The sequence below is a fragment of the Paracoccus sp. BR5-17 genome, from assembly GCF_055693925.1.
The window spans coordinates 2,659,095-2,674,371 of the sequence record NZ_JBVFUV010000003.1 but is presented as its reverse complement, the minus strand read 5'-3'; the positions used below and the strand labels follow the sequence as shown (position 1 = coordinate 2,674,371).

General features: G+C 71.3%; 12 protein-coding genes, 2 tRNA genes and 2 pseudogenes. 4 read left to right on the top strand and 12 right to left on the bottom strand.

Annotated elements, in window-relative coordinates:
- Nucleotides 1-24: 24 nt before the first annotated feature.
- From ACZ1HC_RS14810 to ACZ1HC_RS14800, 3 genes are all read right to left on the bottom strand, one after another.
- Nucleotides 25-1,017 (bottom strand): acyl-CoA dehydrogenase family protein, encoded by a 993-nt coding sequence (locus ACZ1HC_RS14810; RefSeq protein ID WP_472700863.1) that lies wholly within the window; start codon nt 1,015-1,017, stop codon nt 25-27.
- 150 nt (nt 1,018-1,167) lie between these two features.
- Entirely contained in the window at nt 1,168-2,220 is a 1,053-nt protein-coding gene (locus ACZ1HC_RS14805; protein WP_472700634.1) for an acyl-CoA dehydrogenase family protein, read from the bottom strand.
- A gap of 90 nt (nt 2,221-2,310) precedes the next feature.
- Complete coding sequence (locus ACZ1HC_RS14800) at nt 2,311-3,552, bottom strand: acetamidase/formamidase family protein (RefSeq protein WP_472700633.1); 1,242 nt, start codon at nt 3,550-3,552, stop codon at nt 2,311-2,313.
- Between the two features lie 293 nt (nt 3,553-3,845).
- Here ACZ1HC_RS14800 and ACZ1HC_RS14795 point away from each other — a divergent pair, with 293 nt between their 5' ends.
- The 3 genes and pseudogenes from ACZ1HC_RS14795 (at nt 3,846) to ACZ1HC_RS14785 (ending at nt 6,840) form a co-directional block, all read left to right on the top strand.
- The gene (locus ACZ1HC_RS14795) at nt 3,846-4,043 is read left to right on the top strand and encodes a hypothetical protein (protein WP_472700632.1); all 198 of its coding nucleotides are present in this window, start codon (nt 3,846-3,848) and stop codon (nt 4,041-4,043) included.
- 69 nt (nt 4,044-4,112) lie between these two features.
- Nucleotides 4,113-5,971: pseudogene (locus tag ACZ1HC_RS14790) on the top strand (ABC-F family ATP-binding cassette domain-containing protein).
- 125 nt (nt 5,972-6,096) lie between these two features.
- Nucleotides 6,097-6,840, top strand: coding sequence for a MipA/OmpV family protein (locus ACZ1HC_RS14785; protein ID WP_472700631.1), 744 nt, complete (start codon nt 6,097-6,099; stop codon nt 6,838-6,840).
- Nucleotides 6,841-6,849: 9 nt separating this feature from the next.
- On the opposite strand, the gene ACZ1HC_RS14780 is transcribed toward ACZ1HC_RS14785, so the two are convergent.
- The 4 genes from ACZ1HC_RS14780 to tig form a co-directional block, all read right to left on the bottom strand.
- Nucleotides 6,850-7,503, bottom strand: coding sequence for a hypothetical protein (locus tag ACZ1HC_RS14780; protein WP_472700630.1), 654 nt, complete (start codon nt 7,501-7,503; stop codon nt 6,850-6,852).
- 270 nt (nt 7,504-7,773) lie between these two features.
- Nucleotides 7,774-7,847, bottom strand: a tRNA-Gly gene (locus ACZ1HC_RS14775).
- Between the two features lie 41 nt (nt 7,848-7,888).
- Nucleotides 7,889-8,308, bottom strand: a complete 420-nt coding sequence (locus ACZ1HC_RS14770) for a DUF1489 family protein (RefSeq protein ID WP_472700629.1) — start codon at nt 8,306-8,308, stop codon at nt 7,889-7,891.
- A 98-nt stretch (nt 8,309-8,406) separates the two neighbouring features.
- Entirely contained in the window at nt 8,407-9,741 is a 1,335-nt protein-coding gene (tig, locus tag ACZ1HC_RS14765; protein ID WP_472700862.1) for a trigger factor, read from the bottom strand.
- A 164-nt stretch (nt 9,742-9,905) separates the two neighbouring features.
- On the opposite strand from tig, the gene ACZ1HC_RS14760 reads away from it, so the two are divergent.
- Entirely contained in the window at nt 9,906-10,544 is a 639-nt protein-coding gene (locus ACZ1HC_RS14760) for a hypothetical protein (RefSeq protein WP_472700628.1), read from the top strand.
- Nucleotides 10,545-10,565: 21 nt separating this feature from the next.
- Here ACZ1HC_RS14760 and ACZ1HC_RS14755 read toward each other — a convergent pair whose 3' ends face one another.
- The 5 genes and pseudogenes from ACZ1HC_RS14755 to fdhE form a co-directional block, all read right to left on the bottom strand.
- A complete protein-coding gene (locus ACZ1HC_RS14755; protein ID WP_472700627.1) occupies nt 10,566-10,952 on the bottom strand; it encodes a hypothetical protein in 387 nt (128 codons plus the stop codon).
- Nucleotides 10,953-10,969: 17 nt separating this feature from the next.
- Nucleotides 10,970-11,064, bottom strand: a tRNA-Sec gene (locus tag ACZ1HC_RS14750).
- Nucleotides 11,065-11,112: 48 nt separating this feature from the next.
- A pseudogene (gene selB / locus ACZ1HC_RS14745) lies at nt 11,113-12,969 on the bottom strand (selenocysteine-specific translation elongation factor); the annotation flags it as partial.
- Nucleotides 12,966-14,333 (bottom strand): L-seryl-tRNA(Sec) selenium transferase, encoded by a 1,368-nt coding sequence (gene selA / locus ACZ1HC_RS14740; protein ID WP_472700626.1) that lies wholly within the window; start codon nt 14,331-14,333, stop codon nt 12,966-12,968. The pseudogene selB and the gene selA, both read right to left, overlap by 4 nt.
- Nucleotides 14,333-15,247, bottom strand: a complete 915-nt coding sequence (gene fdhE / locus ACZ1HC_RS14735; protein WP_472700625.1) for a formate dehydrogenase accessory protein FdhE — start codon at nt 15,245-15,247, stop codon at nt 14,333-14,335. Before fdhE ends, selA begins: the two co-directional genes overlap by 1 nt.
- Nucleotides 15,248-15,277: the final 30 nt, after the last annotated feature.

Below are 15,277 nucleotides of genomic sequence, written 5' to 3'. Positions count from 1 at the left end.
CCTGCATCCCCCCGGCCCGCGCGCCTAGCGCAGGCCCAGGCCGCGGGCGATGATGCCGCGCAGGATCTCCCGGGTTCCGCCGCGCAGCGAAAAGGACGGCACGGCAAGTTCCGTATAGGCCAGCACCGCCGCATAGCTGTCCTGGCTTTCCGGCACCGCCGGGCGCGACAGCAGCGCCCGCGCAAGCCGCGGCACGTCCTGTTCGAAGACCGCGCCCAGATCCTTGACGATCGCCGCCTGGAGCGAGGGGTTCTCGCCCGCGCTCAGCATCCCGGCGACCGACCGCGACATCCGCCGCAGCACCATCAGATGCGCGGCCAGGCGGCCGATCTCGGCCTGCTGGGCGTCGGTTGCGTCCTGGCGCAGCAGGCGGATCAGCTCCTCGATCAGCGCGAAGGACGACAGGAACCGTTCCGGGCCGCTGCGCTCGAAGGCCAGTTCGCCCATCACCTGCGACCAGCCCTCGCCCTTGGCGCCCAGAAGCGCGTCCGGGGGCAGCAGGACATCGTCGAAGTCCACCTGGTTGAAGTGATGTTCGCCCGCCATGTCGATGATCGGGCTGATGCGGATGTTCGGGGTGGCCTTCAGGTCGATCAGGAACTGGCTGGTGCCGCCGTGGCGGTCGTCGCTCTTGCCGGTGCGGCAGAACAGGATCATGTAGTCGGCCTCGTGGGCGAAGGTCGTCCAGACCTTGGTGCCGTTCACCCGGAAGCCGCCCTCGACCTCGGCCGCGGTGGTGCGCGTGGCCGCCAGGTCGGACCCCGAATCCGGCTCGCTCATGCCGATGCAGAAGCAGGCCTCGCCCGCGGCGATGCGCGGCACGATGCGGCGCTTCTGCTCCTCGGTGCCCTTGGCCAGGATCAGCGGGCCGCTCTGCCGGTCGGCGATCCAGTGCGCCATCACCGGCGCGCCCGCGGCCAGCAGTTCCTCGGACACGACATAGCGTTCCAGGGCGCTGCGGGCGTGGCCGCCGTATTCGCGGGGAAAGGTCATGCCGATCCAGCCGCGCTGCGCCAGCTTGCGGGAAAAGGCGCGGCTGAAGCCGTTCCAGGATCTTGCGCGCCGCTCGGGGGAAATCGGCCAGTTCCTCGGCCAGAAAGGCGCGGACCTCGTGGCGCAGGTCGTCGTGATCGGCGCCGGGGGGCGGCGGGGGGAATGCGATGGTGGTCATGCCGGGGCGCCTTCGGACGTGCTGTCGGTGATGAAATGCCAGAAGGTGCCCCCGGCGTGGGCCAGCGCCGCGCGGCCCAGGTCGCGCGTCCAGTCGGCCTCGGTCCCGAACTCGTCGCGCCAGCTCCAGATCCGCTTGGTGAAGTGGTGCAGCGCGTGTTCGCGGGTATAGCCCATCGCGCCGTGAACCTGATGGGCCAGCGCGCCCACGGTCTGCGCGGCCTCTCCGGTGCGGGCCTTGGCGGCGGCGACGGCCAGGGCGAAGGCCGGCCTGCCGTGGCTGTCGGCGGCAAGCTCGGCCGCGGTGCGGGCGGCGGCGGTTTCGCCGGCCATGATCGCCAGATACTGCTGGATGGCCTGGAATCGGCCGATCGGCCGGCCGAACTGGACCCGGTCGTTGGCATAGCGGACGCTCAGCGCCAGGATCGTCTCCATCGCGCCGGCGGCGGCCAGGCTGCGGATCAGCGCGCCCAGGCCGCGCATCCCGGGCGCCGGCAGGCGCAGCGGCGCGGCCTCGGCGGGTTGCGGCGCCACCTCGACATCGTCGCGCGGCATCCCGGCCAGGTCGCGCCCCGGCAGGACCGTCAGATCCGCCACCGCCAGCGAGACGGCGTGATCGGCCCCGTCCAGCGCGGCGACCGTCACGATCCAATCCGACCAGCGCGCGAAGGGCACCAGCGCCAGACGCCCGCTGGCGTGGATCCGCGCCCCCCGCCGTTCCAGCCGCAGCCCCGCGCCGTCGGCGATGGTCAGCCGGCCGCCGGGCAGCGCCAGCCCGGCGTCCGCCAGCACCGCGTTGGCGATCAGCGTCTCGGCCAGGGGCAGGGGCAGGGCATGGGCGCCGGCGATGCGCGCCAGCCCCAATGCCTCGGCGGCGGGCACCCCGAAACCGCCGGCGGCCTCGGGGACCAAGGCCAGGGTCAGGCCCGCCTCCTCGATCCGCGTCCACAGCGCCGCGGGGCAGGTTCCCGCCGCGGCGTCTTCGCGCAGCGCGTGATCTACATGGTCGCCCAGCAGCCGCCGGGCCATGTCGTGGATCATCGAATCCATCAGCCGATCTCTCCCCGGGATGCGCTGCCGCAGCGTCAGCCTAGGGGGCCGGGCGGCCGCGTCAAGGCCCAAGCCTGCAAAGCGGCCCCGTCACCGGGCGGCGAGATTGGCGAAATGCGCCTTGTCGATCAGCGCGTGGACGCCCTTCGTCCGGTCCACGACCTGCGAGACCTCGAAATCGGTCGCGGCGCTCAGATAGGCCAGCGCGGTTGCGGGGTCCATGTCGTACTGGGCGGTCAGCAGCCCGATCGCCTGGCGGACCGCCTGCTTCATCGCCTCGTCCAGATCCGCGTCAAGGCCCACGGCGATCCAGTAGTCCTCGGTTTCGGCGACGGGATGGACGAAGTCGCCGGACACCGGGATCCGGTCGCTGCCGGCCTTCAGCAGCGTCAGGCGAAAGGTTGCCCGCATCGAATGTTCCAGCGCCGTCAGCGCCACCTCGCCGTCGCCCTGCGCGGCATGGGGATCGCCCGTGTAGAACAGCGCCCCGGCGACCTTGACCGGCAGATAGACCGTCGAGCCCGCGCCCAGTTCGTTGATGTCCATGTTGCCGCCATAGGCGCTTGGGGGGACCGAATGGACCGGTTCGGTGGTGTCCGCCGCAACCCCCATCAGGCCCATGAAGGGGCGGATGGGATATTCCACCAGTTCGTTGCGGATATTGTGCAGCAGGCCGTAATAGGTGCCGTCGCGCTCGGTGATGGGCGAGAAGATGGAGACGTTGTGATAGGCCTCGGGGTTCTGGGCGCTGGCGTCCGGCTCGGGGTCTGGCGTCGCCGGAAACTCGCCCGGCAGCGCCCCCTTGCCGTGCCGGTTCGAGATCACGCCATAGCCCGTCCGCGGCAGGATCGACAGCGTCTCGATCATCAGCACATCCCCCGGCTCGGCGCCCTCGATGGCCACGGGGCCGGTCACGACATGCGGCCCGTCGGCCACGAAGTCATGCGCCATGCCGGATCCGGCGATGGCGACGGCATCCTCGATCACGTCGCCGGACGGGACGCCGAAGCGCTGGAAATAGCCTTCGGGATCCCGTCCCTGATCCTCGAGGAGCCCTTCGTGGGAAATCGTGTCGAAGGTCACCACCGCGCCCGATGGCACCGTCAGCACCGGCGTGCTGGCGGCATTGGGCAGATAGCCCCACATCACCGTCTCGGGCGTCGAGGGCACGTAGAAGCCGGGTCCCGCCGATGTCTCGGCCTCGCCCGGGGCGTCCATCAGCGGTTGCAGCGTCTCGAAGCCGGGCGTGTAGGCGACGGGATCGACCGGTCCCTGCTGGGCCTGCGCCGGCGCGGCGCCGATGGCGCATGTCAGAAGGATCGCTGTTCTCATGCGGGGTCTGCCTTTCCTTAAGTTGTGCTCCACCCCGACGCTAGGAACCGATCTTCCGCGCGGCCATGCGGATCATCCCGCAGCGCAAGCCGAAACGAACCCGGCGGCGCGCGCGGCCCATCTTCCGTGCAGCCTGCGCAAATCCTGACCATCCCGCAAACGGCCGGTCCGGCGTTCGGCGCGGTTGCCGGCCGGCGCTTCCCGATCCCCGGCCCCCGGCCTTCGGCACAGGGCTGAAACTTCCCCGGCCCCTGCGCCGTTGTCCGCCATATAGCGGAAAAGGAACCCCCCGAATGGCCTCCGAACCCAAGCCCCGCCGCGGAATGCCTCGTGCGCTGATCTATGCCCTGATCCCGTTAGGCTTCGTCATCCTGGTGGCGCTGATGGTGCTGTCCGGGCGCGATTCGGCCGAAACGGCGGCCGAGGCGGCGGTCGAGACCAACGAAACCGTGCCGCTGCCGACTGAGGACCCGGTGGAACCTGCCGATTGACGCGCCGGACCGGGGCGGCGGTGCCGGCGGTCGCTTGACGCGGCCCCCGGCATCGGCCATGCCCCGCCCATGCTGCGCATCGACGACATCTCGTATTCCATCCAGGGCCGCCCCTTGTTCGAGGGGGCCTCGGCCACCATTCCCGAAGGCCACAAGGTCGGCCTGGTCGGCCCCAACGGCGCGGGCAAGACGACCCTGTTCCGGCTGATCCGGGGCGAACTGTCGCTGGACGGGGGCGAGATCGTCCTGCCCTCGCGCGCCCGCATTGGCGGCGTCGCGCAAGAGGCGGCGGGCACGGCCACATCCGTCCTGGACACCGTCCTGGCCGAGGACCGGGAACGTGCGGCCCTGCTGGCGGAAAGCCAGGGCGCGACCGACGCCCACCGCATCGCCGACATCCAGACCCGGCTGGCCGATATCGACGCCTGGTCGGCCGAGGCGCGGGCGGCCTCGATCCTGGACGGGCTGGGCTTTTCCACCGCGGACCAGGCGCGGCCCACGGCGGACTTTTCGGGCGGCTGGCGGATGCGCGTGGCGCTTGCGGGGGTGCTGTTCGCCCAGCCCGACCTGCTGCTTCTGGACGAGCCGACCAACTATCTGGACCTGGAAGGCGCGCTGTGGCTGGAAACCTATCTGGCGCGCTATCCGCACACGGTCATCATCATCAGCCACGACCGCGACCTTCTGAACCGCGCCGTCGGCCACATCCTGCACCTCGAGAACCGCAAGCTGACGCTCTATACCGGCGGCTATGACGACTTCGCCCGGATGCGGGCCGAACGCCGCGCCCTGCAGGCGGCCGAGGCCAAGAAGCAGCAGGCCCGGCGCGCGCATCTGCAAAGCTTCGTGGACCGCTTCGGCGCCAAGGCCAGCAAGGCGCGGCAGGCGCAGGCGCGCGTCAAGATGCTGGCCCGGATGGAGCCGATCACCGCCCCCGAGGAGGCGAAGTTCCACCGCTTCGGCTTTCCCCAGCCCGAGGAGCTGTCGCCCCCGATCGTGGCGATGGAGGGGGTCAGCGTCGGCTATGACGGCCGCGCCGTGCTGCGCAAGCTGTCGCTGCGCATCGACCAGGACGACCGCATCGCGCTTCTGGGCCGCAACGGGCAGGGCAAGTCCACGCTGTCCAAGCTGCTGGCCGGGCGCCTGCCCGCGATCGAGGGCAAGGTGACGCGCTCGTCGAAGCTGCGGGTGGGCTATTTCGCGCAGCACCAGGTCGATGAACTGGATCTGGCCGAAACCCCGCTGGACCACATCCGCCGCCTGCGCCCGGCCGAGGCGCCGGCCCGGCTTCGCGCGCGGCTGGCGGGCTTCGGGCTGATGGAGGCGCAGGCCGAAACCCGCGTCGGGCAACTATCGGGCGGCCAGAAGGCGCGGCTGTCGCTGCTGCTGGCGACCATCGACGCCCCGCACCTGCTGATCCTGGACGAACCCACCAACCACCTGGACATCGAATCGCGCGAGGCCCTGACCGAGGCGCTGAACGACTATACCGGCGCGGTGGTGCTGGTCAGCCACGACATGCACCTGCTGGGGCTGGTGGCCGACCGGCTGTGGCTGGTCAGCGATGGCGGCGTCGCCCCCTACGAGGGCGACCTGGACGACTATCGCCGCTTCCTGCTGGGCGGCGACGATCCCAAGCCGGCCGAGGACCGCCCGAAGCCCGCCCCCGCCGGGCGCCGCGCGACGAGATCCTGGCCCTGCGCGCCGAGGTCCGCCGCGCCGAGGAGCGCGTCCAGAAGCTGACCGAGATGCTGGAGAAGCTGGACGTCAAGCTGGCCGACCCGGCGCTGTACAACGACCCGCACGAGGCCAAACGCTGGTCCGCCAAGCGCGCCGAGGCGGTGCAGGCCATGGCCCGGGCCGAGGATCTGTGGATGGCCGCCCTGGAAGGGCTGGACGGCGCCGAACGCGGCGCGGCGCAGGGCTAGCTGTTGCGCAAATGCGCCGCCCGCCCGATGATCCTTCGGGGCGACACGCGCCGCGTCTTGTGCGCGTTAACGATTCGCCTCTAGGAAGCATCTACATCCCGCCGACCCCCGAGAAGGACCCGATCATGAAAGCTCTGCTGGCCCTGGCCGTTCTTGCCGCATCCGCTGCCACGGGTGCACAGGCGCAGGATCTGGGCTTTGGCGGCCGCGAGTTTTCGGTCGATCTGGGGGTCGGCGTGGATGTCGGCCCGGACTATCCGGGTTCCGACGACGCCGAGGCCGGCCCCTGGCTGATCTGGCGCAATCCCGGCTTCACCCGGCCCGGCAGCGACCTGCGCGAGGGGCTGGCCATCTCGCCCGCGTTCAACCTGGTGGGCGAACGCGAGTCTTCGGACAACGACGACCTCGAGGGGATGGAGGACATCGACCGCGCCTATGAAGTCGGGCTGCGGGTCAGCTATGGCATGGGCCGGCTGACGGCCTTCGGCGAGGTTCGCCAGGGCTTCGAGGGCCACGAGGGGCTGGTGGGCGAGATCGGCGCGAAATACCGCACCGACCTGTCGGACCGCGTCACGCTGTGGTCGGGCCTGTCGCTGGGCTATGGCGACGGCGACTTCAACGACACCTATTTCGGCGTGGATCCGTCCCAGGCCCGCGCCGACCGGCCCGCCTACGACATCGGCAGCGGCTTCAACAAGGCGGCGATTTCCTTCGAGGCGCGCTATGCCCTGACCGACACCGTCGCCCTGCTGGGCGAGGTGGAATACGCCAAGCTGATCGGCGACGCCGAGGATTCGCCCCTTGTGCAGGACGAATACCAACCGGCGCTGAAGCTGGGCATCGTGCGCAAGTTCAGCTTCGGGTTCTGACCCGCCGGTTCAGGCGGCCTTCCGGCGCCGGCGCAGGCTGGCGATCAGGACCGTCCCGCTCAGCAGCAGAACCGCCGCGGGCGGCGCCGGGATCGGGGCGGGCACCTGGGACAGGCGCAACTGGGAAATGCCGTAGCCGTCATAGCCGTCCGGGCCCTCCTTGGTCGAGAACAGGAACTCGGCCAGCCGCACCTGCTGGTCAAAATCCACCCTCAGCCAGAAAAGATTGGCGTTCGGCAGCTGGCTGGGGATGTCCCACAGCGGCGACCAGGTCCCGGCCTCGTTGTAGGACATGGCGAAGTGGCTGCGCGGCTGGTCATGCGCATCGGTCATGGCGAAGGTCATCGAGGTGAAGGCCACCGGCGAGGCGACCGTCCATTTCAGAAGGTCGATGTCCTGGCTGTCGATCCAGAACTGTCCCAGGGGGTCGAAGCGTCCCGAGGCATGGGGCGCCAGCGGGTCGTCCTTGACGACGGTCGAACAGCCGTCATGCACCACCGACCCGCCGCCCCCGCAATGACCCATGCGCTGGAAATCGTTCACCGACAGCGCGACGATCGTTCCCTCGGCGGGGGCATCGGCCAGCAGGGTCAGGGTGGCGCCCGATGCGGGCGCAAGCGTGGAAACAGCCGCCAGAAGGGCGGCACCGATGAGCTTGAACATCAACTCGATCCTTGTACCACTTTTGCGGACAGCCGCTTGGGCGACCGCCCTGTTAATAAATGTAAAGGAACGGTTAACGTTGCGACACCTGTCGAAAGGACAGGTTTCGGCTCTGCGGGGGACCGCACGTCCCGTGTGGGTCCGGGGGGCAGGCCGCCATCCGATATGTCGGATTAGCCTTGCTTCCCAAGGGCCTGGACCGGCCGCCGCAGGACATGAGTCAGGCCCGGCCGCCGGAATGGCGTCTGGCGGGGCGGCGAATCAGGGGGATGGAGCGGGTGAAGGGAATCGAACCCTCGTATTCAGCTTGGGAAGCTGCTGCTCTACCATTGAGCTACACCCGCGTGGCGCCGTGGCTAACCCAAGCCGCGGCCCCCGTCAAGGGTCAGACAAGCCCCATCTCGGCCAGCGCGGCGGCCATCAGCGGGGGCAGGGCGGTGTCGCCTTCCCGGCCCCGCGCCATGTCGGCGGGGGCGTCCTGCGCGTCAAGATAGCGCCAGCCCTGGAAGGGCCTGCGCGGCACCGCCGTCACCGGCACGACATCGCGATCCAGGACCAGGGCGCAGCGGCGGATGCCGTCGTCGCCCTGATGTTCGTCCAGCCGCAGGATCCGCTGGCGGGCCAGCATCACGCCCTTGAACACCCAGAAGATCGACCCGCCGTCCAGCAGTTCCGCGTCCCGCCGGGGCCACATGCGGGTGACATGGACCGCCGGACCGTCGCCGAAGCGGCGCTGCCACCGGGCCAGATCCTCGGGGCCCTCGGCGCCCACGCATAGCTTCATGAGGTGGAGACGTGCTGACATGGCCGCAAGATAGGGGGAAGGGGGTCCGCTCACAAGATCGCCGGAACGCAAAAGGCCGCGCGGTGGCGCGGCCTGTCGCAGGTTCCGCTAGCGGGCGATCACAGTTCGTCCAGGGCCTCGACGGCCTTTTCCAGCTCTTCCTTGGTGACGGTGCGTTCGGTCACGCCGGCCTGTTCGGCGATGTGGTCCACGACCTTGTCCTCGAAGATCGGCGCGCGAAGCTGCTGCTGCACGGCCTGGTTCTGCTGGACGAATTCGAAGAAGGCGCGTTCCTGGCCGGGATACTGGCGCGCGGCGCGCAGAACGGCCTGCGTCATCTCCTGGTCGGTGACGGTCACCTCGGCCTTCTGGCCGATCTCGGCCAGCAGCAGGCCCAGGCGCACCCGGCGCTCGGCCAGCTTGCGGTGTTCCTCGGTCGGCTCGACGCTGCCGTGGTTATGGTCGTGGACCTCGGGGTTTTCCTCGTGCCACAGCTGGTGGGCGATCTGGTGCGCCTCGGCCTCGACCAGCGATTCCGGCAGGTCGAACTTCACCTTCTCGTCAAGCTGGTCCAGCAGCGAGCGCTTCAGGATCGCGCGGGCGGCCCCGGCGTATTCCTGCTCCAGGCGGCCGGCGATCTGCTTTTTCAGCGCCTCCAGATCCTCGGCGCCGAACTTCTTGGCCAGCTCGTCGTCCAGTTCGGCGGGCTGGGGCGCCTTGACCGCCTTGACCGTGCATTCGAAGGTGGCTTCCTTGCCCGCCAGATGCGGGGCGCCGTACTGGTCGGGGAAGGTCACGGTCACGGTCACGTCGTCGCCCTGCTTGGCGCCGATCAGCTGTTCCTCGAAGCCCGGGATGAAGCTTTTCGAGCCCAGCACCAGCGGGTAATCCTCGCCCGCCCCGCCCTCGAAGGCCTCGCCGTCCACGAAGCCCTTGAAGTCGATCACCACCTGGTCGCCGTCGCGGGCCCCGCTGCCGGGCTCGCGGTCCTCGAAGGCCTGGGCGGACTTGGCCAGGTTCTCCAGCGCCTCGTTGATCGCGTCTTCCTCGGCGGGGACCGTCAGCCGCTCCAGCGAGAGGCTGGTCAGATCGACCTCGGGGATGGCGGGCAGCGCCTCGTACGAGACGTTGACCACGACATCCTCGCCTTCCTTCCAGGTCTCGCCGTTCTCCATCTCGACCTTGGGCTGGGTGGCGGGGCGGTCGCCGGATTCGTCCAGATGCTTCTTCAGGGCGCCGTCGATGGCCTCCTGCATGGCGTCGCCCAGGATGCGCGGGCCGAACTGCTTCTTCAGCATGGCCATCGGAACCTTGCCCTTGCGAAAGCCCTTCATCTCGACCTCGGGCTGGGCTTCCTTCAGCTTCGCATCGACCGTCGCGGCCAGATCGGCTGCCGGCAGGGTGAACTGATAGCCCCGCTTGAGACCTTCGTTCCGGGTTTCCTTGACCTGCATCATCGTCCTCATGCCATGATGGCCGCCAAAGCCGGGCGGCCCGAAAAATTTCCGCCCTTCTAGTCGCCGTGACGCAGGGCTGCAAGCGGATTGCGGGCACCCGGAACCCGCGCGGCGCCCGGGCGTTTCCCCCGGTCCCTGCCCATCAGCCCCGAGTGTCCGCCATGACCCGCCTTGCCGCCCTTCTTGCCACCACCCTGATCGCCGGTTCCGCCTGGGCGCAAGGCACCCCGCCCGCGCCGGCCCCGACGGCCCCGGCCGCGCAAGCGCCCGCCCCGGCGGCGCCGGCCGCGACCCCCGCCGCGCCGACCCCGACCCCGGCCGCGCCAGACCCGGCGCAGGCGCAGGCTCCCGTGGCCCAGGCCCCTGCCGCGCAGGCCCCTGCCGCGCAGACCCCTGCTGCGCCGACGCAGCCCGCTGCTGCCACGCCAATGCCGGCCCCGGCCCCCGCCGCGCCGGCCCCCGCCGCGCCGGCCCCGGCCCCGGCCCCGGCCGCGCAAGCCCCGGCGCAGGGACAGGTTCCCGCCGAGCGGACCGAGGTGCAGGGCCTGTCGGGTGAGGGGGACTGCGCCGCGGCCGATGCGGTGGCGCAGCCCGCAACCCAGCCCCAGCCCGGCGAGAACGGCACCGACCCGAACAATACCGGCACCACCGGCTGGACCGGCGGCACCGGCGGCTCGCAGCTCGGCACAAATCCGCAAGGTGCCACCACCGCCTCGCCCACCTGGCAGCCGCCCACCGCGCGGGGGCTGGATCTCAAGGGCCATGCCGAGCCGGTGGCGGCGCGGTCCCCCGCCTGCTGACCGGGCGGGGCGGGCTTCGGATCAGTTCAGGATCGGCGGCTGCGGTTCGGCGTCGTCCAGCCGCAGCCGCAGCCCGTCGCGGTTCAGGAACTCTCCGTCGCGGATCAGCGTGCGGTCGCCGTTCATCGCGCGCACAAGCTGGTCCAGCCGGTCGCGGGCGATGTCGTCCTTGACCAGCCCCTCGCGCCCGGCGCGAAACAGCACCACCGCGTCCCAGGCCACGCCCGATCCGTCCAGATAGGCCAGCATGTCCGGCCAGCCGATCTCGTCGCCGATGACGTGCAGATAGGCCGACCGCAGCAGGTCGATGCGCCCGCCGTCGATGCCGATCAGGACGATCAGCATGGTGAAGCCCTGGGTCTCGGCATAGGTCCGCTGCACCCAGTCGTCGAAATCGGTGTCGTTCATGGCGGGCTTTCCGAAGATGGCGGAAGGGAATGGGAGTCGAACCCACCCGGGACAGTCTCGCTGCCCCAACCGGAGTTGAAGTCCGGCCGCCCCACCGGGGACGATTCCTTCCAGTCTCGCCGAACAGGTCAGCGCGGTGAGGATTGATGCGACGTAAATCGCCGCGGCGCAAGGTCAGGCCGAGGCGGTCGAAGAAGTCCAGGATCTCGATGGCGACCTTGCGGCCGTTCTGGACCCGGTCGCGGAAGGCCGGGGCGGTGAACCAGCCGTCGGCCGAACCCGCCGCGACATCCTGGATGATCGCCACCATCTCGCGCGTCACGGCGCGGGCGAAGAAATGGTCGTGGGCGATCTGGTCGGTGCGGCCCAGCTTCTGCGTCAGGCGCAGGACGCGGCGGACCTCGCGTTCGTCGATGCCGAAGCGGGTGGCGAAGTCGCGCACGCGCGGCGGGCGGAAGCGCGTCTCGCCCAGCAGGTCGGGGGCGATGCGGTCCCACAGCGCCTCGTCATCGGCGGTCAGGCGGACCTCGTGGCCGGGCAGGCGGACGAAGGCGCCGTCCAGAACCACGCGGCCGGCTTCGGACTGGGCGCGCAGGAAGGTCAGGAAGGCGTCCTTGGGCAGGCGCGGCTGCAGGGTCAGGCGCAGGCGCTCTCGGCCCAGGCCGGCCAGGTCGGGGTTGTCGGCGTGGAAGGCGGTCAGCGTCTCGGTCAGCCGGGCCTGCAGCGCGTCCAGCACCGGACGGCCCAGCGCCAGATCGCCGATGGTGGCGGCATCGGCGCGGCGCAGGGCATCGGCCAGCCCCGCCTGCGACAGGCTGCGGTCGCGGGCGAAGGCGGGCAGATCGACCGGCGCCACGGCCAGCATCGCCGCCAGCGCCTGGGCCGGATCCTCGGCCCGGGCGGCCTGGATCAGCGCCAGGCGGTCGGGGCCGCGGCGCTTGCGGGCGGGGGCGCGCAGGTCCAGCAGGCGCCCGCCGCCGATGGTGCGGCTGGCCGACACGTCGCGCAGGATGAAGCGGTCCTGCACCGCCGCCGCGATGGGCCGGTCCAGGACGATCTGCACGGGGCCGCCGCCGCCGGGCCGGATCGGCTCGGCCAGCGGCACGATCCGCGCGCCGGCCTCGGCCGCGTGGCTGTGCAGGCGGGCGGGGAACCAGGTGCCGATGGCCCGGGGTTCCGAGGGCAGCACCGTCAGCCAGGCGTCGATGCGGTCGGTCGGTGCGTGCAGCGCGGGCGACAGCACCACGTCGCCGCGATGGATGGCGTCCTTGGCGATCGACTCTCCGGCCAGGTTCAGCGCGCAACGCTGGCCCGCCAGGCCTTCGGGCGCAGGGCGGTTCTGGGCATGGATGGCGCGGACCCGGGCGGGCAGGCCGCGCGGGCTGACGACCACCTGATCGCCCACCGCGACGCGCCCGGTCAGCACCGTGCCGGTGACGACCGTGCCCGCGCCGGACAGGGTGAAGCTGCGGTCCACGGCCATCCGCAGCGGGCCGTCGGCGTGGCGGGCGGCGGTCTCGGCCTCGGCGGCGACAAGCGCGCGGCGCAGCGCCTCGATCCCCTCGCCGGTCAGCGACGACACCGGCAGGACCGGCGCATCGGCCAGGGCGGTGCCCGACAGCGCCTCGCGGATCTGCGCGGTGACGGCGGCGCGGCGCGGCGCGTCGGCAAGGTCGGCCTTGGTCAGCGCGACGATGCCGCGGGTGATGCCCAGCAGGTCCAGGATCGCCAGGTGTTCGCGCGTCTGCGGCATCACGCCGTCGTCGCTGGCGACCACCAGCAGCGCCAGGTCGATGCCGCCCGCGCCGGCCAGCATGGTGTGGATCAGCCGTTCGTGGCCCGGCACGTCGACAAAGCCGGTGACCGCGCCGCCGCCCAGGTCGGCATAGGCAAAGCCCAGGTCGATGGTGATGCCGCGGGCCTTCTCCTCGGCCAGGCGGTCGGCGTCGGTGCCGGTCAGCGCCTTCACCAGCGCCGTCTTGCCGTGGTCGATATGGCCCGCGGTGCCGACGATCATGGCGACAGCGCCTCCAGCAGATCCGCGTCGCGGTCCAGGCAGCGCAGGTCCAGGATCAGCGCGCCGTCGCGGATGCGGCCGACCACCGGGCGGGTCAGCGCGCGCAGCCGCGCGGCCAGCCGGTCGGGCGCGTCGCCGCCCTGCCCGGTGATCCGCAGCCCGGCCGAGGGGATGGTGTCGGTGGGCAGCGCCCCCGATCCGATCTGGCTGGCGCAGTCGGTGACCGACACCGCGAAGCCCGGCAGCAGCGCCGCCACCTGCGGAGCCAGCCGCGCGGCCTGCGCGGCGATCTGGTCGCGGGGCCGCGAGAGGTGGCGCAGGGTGGGCAGGCGTTCGGCCAGCCGGTCCGGGTCGCGGTAAAGCCGCAGCGTCGCCTCCAGCGCGGCGATGCGGATCTTGTCCAGCCGCACCGCCCGCTTCAGCGGGTTGGCGTCGATGCGCGCGATCAGATCCCGGCGCCCGACGATGAATCCCGCTTGCGGCCCGCCCAGCAGCTTGTCGCCCGAGAAGGTGACCAGATCGGCGCCCTCGGCCACCGCCTCGGCCACGGTTGGTTCGCGGCGCAGGCCCCAGCGGCCCAGATCGGCCAGCGACCCCGACCCCAGGTCGTTCAGCAGCACCACGCCCGCCGCCCGGGCGATGGCCGCCAGCGCGGGGGCCGGAACCTCGGCCGTGAACCCCTCGATCCGGTAGTTCGAGGTGTGAACCTTCAGGATCAGCCCGGTGTCCGGGGCGATGGCGTCTCGATAGTCGCGCGGATGGGTGCGATTGGTGGTGCCCACCTCGACCAGACGGGCGCCGGCGCGGGCCATGATGTCGGGGATCCGGAAGGCGCCGCCGATCTCGATCAGCTCGCCGCGCGAGACGATGGTGCCCCGTCCCAGGCCGAAGGTGTTCAGCGCGATCAGCACGGCGGCGGCGTTGTTGTTGACCACGGTGGCGTCCTCGGCGCCGGTCAGTTCGCGCAGAAGGCCGCGCAGGTGGTCGTCGCGCTGCCCGCGCCCGCCGCTGTCGAGGTCGTATTCCAGCGCCAGCGGCGCGGCCATCGCGGCAGAGGCGGCGGCGACGGCCTCATCGGCCAGGATCGCCCGGCCCAGATTGGTGTGCAGGACCGTGCCGGTCAGGTTCAGCATCGGGCGCAGCTGCGATTGCGCGGCGGCGGCCAGATCGGCGGCCAGCAGGTGCGGCAGGCGCGCGGCCTCGGCCGCGCCGTCGGCGCCGTCCCGGATGGCCCGGCGCGCGGCCTCGAGCCGGCCGCGCAGGGCCGCCGTCACCGCGGCGCGGCCGTGGCTGTCGATCAGCGCCCGGCCGATGTCGGACAGCAGAACCTGATCGACCGAGGGCAGGGCCCGGAACCCCGGCATCAATATCCCGCGATGAAGGGGTCGAAGCCGCCGCGGCGGAAGTCGGTGTCCTTCATCAGCATGTCCAGCCCCAGGCTGGACACGTCGTCGGCGATCGGATCCAGGCTGGCGTTCTTGACCTGATACAGGATCTTGACCCAGGACTTGCAGTCGCCGCAGACCTCGGCCTTGACGGTGGCCTCCTCGGTCTCGGCGCTGCGATAGCTGATCGCGGCGTTCGACCCGCAGCACAGGCAGACCAGGCGCACCTCGTTCCAGCGGGTCGCGCAGCAGCCGCAGGTGGCATAGCGGGTGTTCTCGATGCCCGGGGTGCCCACCACCGACGATGTGGCCGGGCGCCCGCCGCAGGCGGGGCAGGTGCCGGTGCGGATCTTGACCAGCTTCGCCGCGTCCAGCGTCGCGGCCAGCCGCGCCAGATGCAGCTGCACCGCCGCGCCCACGAACAGATGCGGGGCGGCGCTGTCGTCGGGGATGCGGTCCGAGAGGATGTTTTCCAGCAGCCAGTGGCGGTCGGCGATGCCCGATGCCGTCACCGCGGACAGCGCCAGCCGGGCCGGCTCGGGCATGGTCAGGGCCGCGGCCTCGGCCAGGAAGCGGTCCAGCGTCGCGTGCATCCCGTCGTCCAGGGCAAGCGCGGCGCGGTCGATGGGGGGCAGGCGGCTTTCGCGGGCCAGCGCGACCCGGTCGGCCGACACCGGCGCCACGGCCGGAAGCTTAGTCGCCAGCCGCGCCTGCAGCGCCGTGAGGTCGGCCAGAAAGCCGAGATAGGGGGCCAGGTTGCCGCCGTGTTCGGCCAGGAAGCGGAACCGCGCCGCGCGGCCGGCGAAAACGGCAGCGGCGTCGGGCAGAAAGGCCAGCGGCGCCACAGGGACGCCGCCAATCACCGAAGGGTCGGGTTTCAGATCGTTGTTCATGTCATCTCCGGGCCGCACGGGCCACTGTTC

Coding starts and splice junctions, on each gene's coding strand:
- ACZ1HC_RS14805 (WP_472700634.1), bottom strand. CDS start 2,220: ATGGATTCGATGATCCACGACATGGCCCGGCGGCTGCTGGGCGACCAT.
- ACZ1HC_RS14800 (WP_472700633.1), bottom strand. CDS start 3,552: ATGAGAACAGCGATCCTTCTGACATGCGCCATCGGCGCCGCGCCGGCG.
- ACZ1HC_RS14795 (WP_472700632.1), top strand. CDS start 3,846: ATGGCCTCCGAACCCAAGCCCCGCCGCGGAATGCCTCGTGCGCTGATC.
- ACZ1HC_RS14785 (WP_472700631.1), top strand. CDS start 6,097: ATGAAAGCTCTGCTGGCCCTGGCCGTTCTTGCCGCATCCGCTGCCACG.
- ACZ1HC_RS14780 (WP_472700630.1), bottom strand. CDS start 7,503: ATGTTCAAGCTCATCGGTGCCGCCCTTCTGGCGGCTGTTTCCACGCTT.
- ACZ1HC_RS14770 (WP_472700629.1), bottom strand. CDS start 8,308: ATGTCAGCACGTCTCCACCTCATGAAGCTATGCGTGGGCGCCGAGGGC.
- tig (WP_472700862.1), bottom strand. CDS start 9,741: ATGCAGGTCAAGGAAACCCGGAACGAAGGTCTCAAGCGGGGCTATCAG.
- ACZ1HC_RS14760 (WP_472700628.1), top strand. CDS start 9,906: ATGACCCGCCTTGCCGCCCTTCTTGCCACCACCCTGATCGCCGGTTCC.
- ACZ1HC_RS14755 (WP_472700627.1), bottom strand. CDS start 10,952: ATGAACGACACCGATTTCGACGACTGGGTGCAGCGGACCTATGCCGAG.
- selA (WP_472700626.1), bottom strand. CDS start 14,333: ATGCCGGGGTTCCGGGCCCTGCCCTCGGTCGATCAGGTTCTGCTGTCC.
- fdhE (WP_472700625.1), bottom strand. CDS start 15,247: ATGAACAACGATCTGAAACCCGACCCTTCGGTGATTGGCGGCGTCCCT.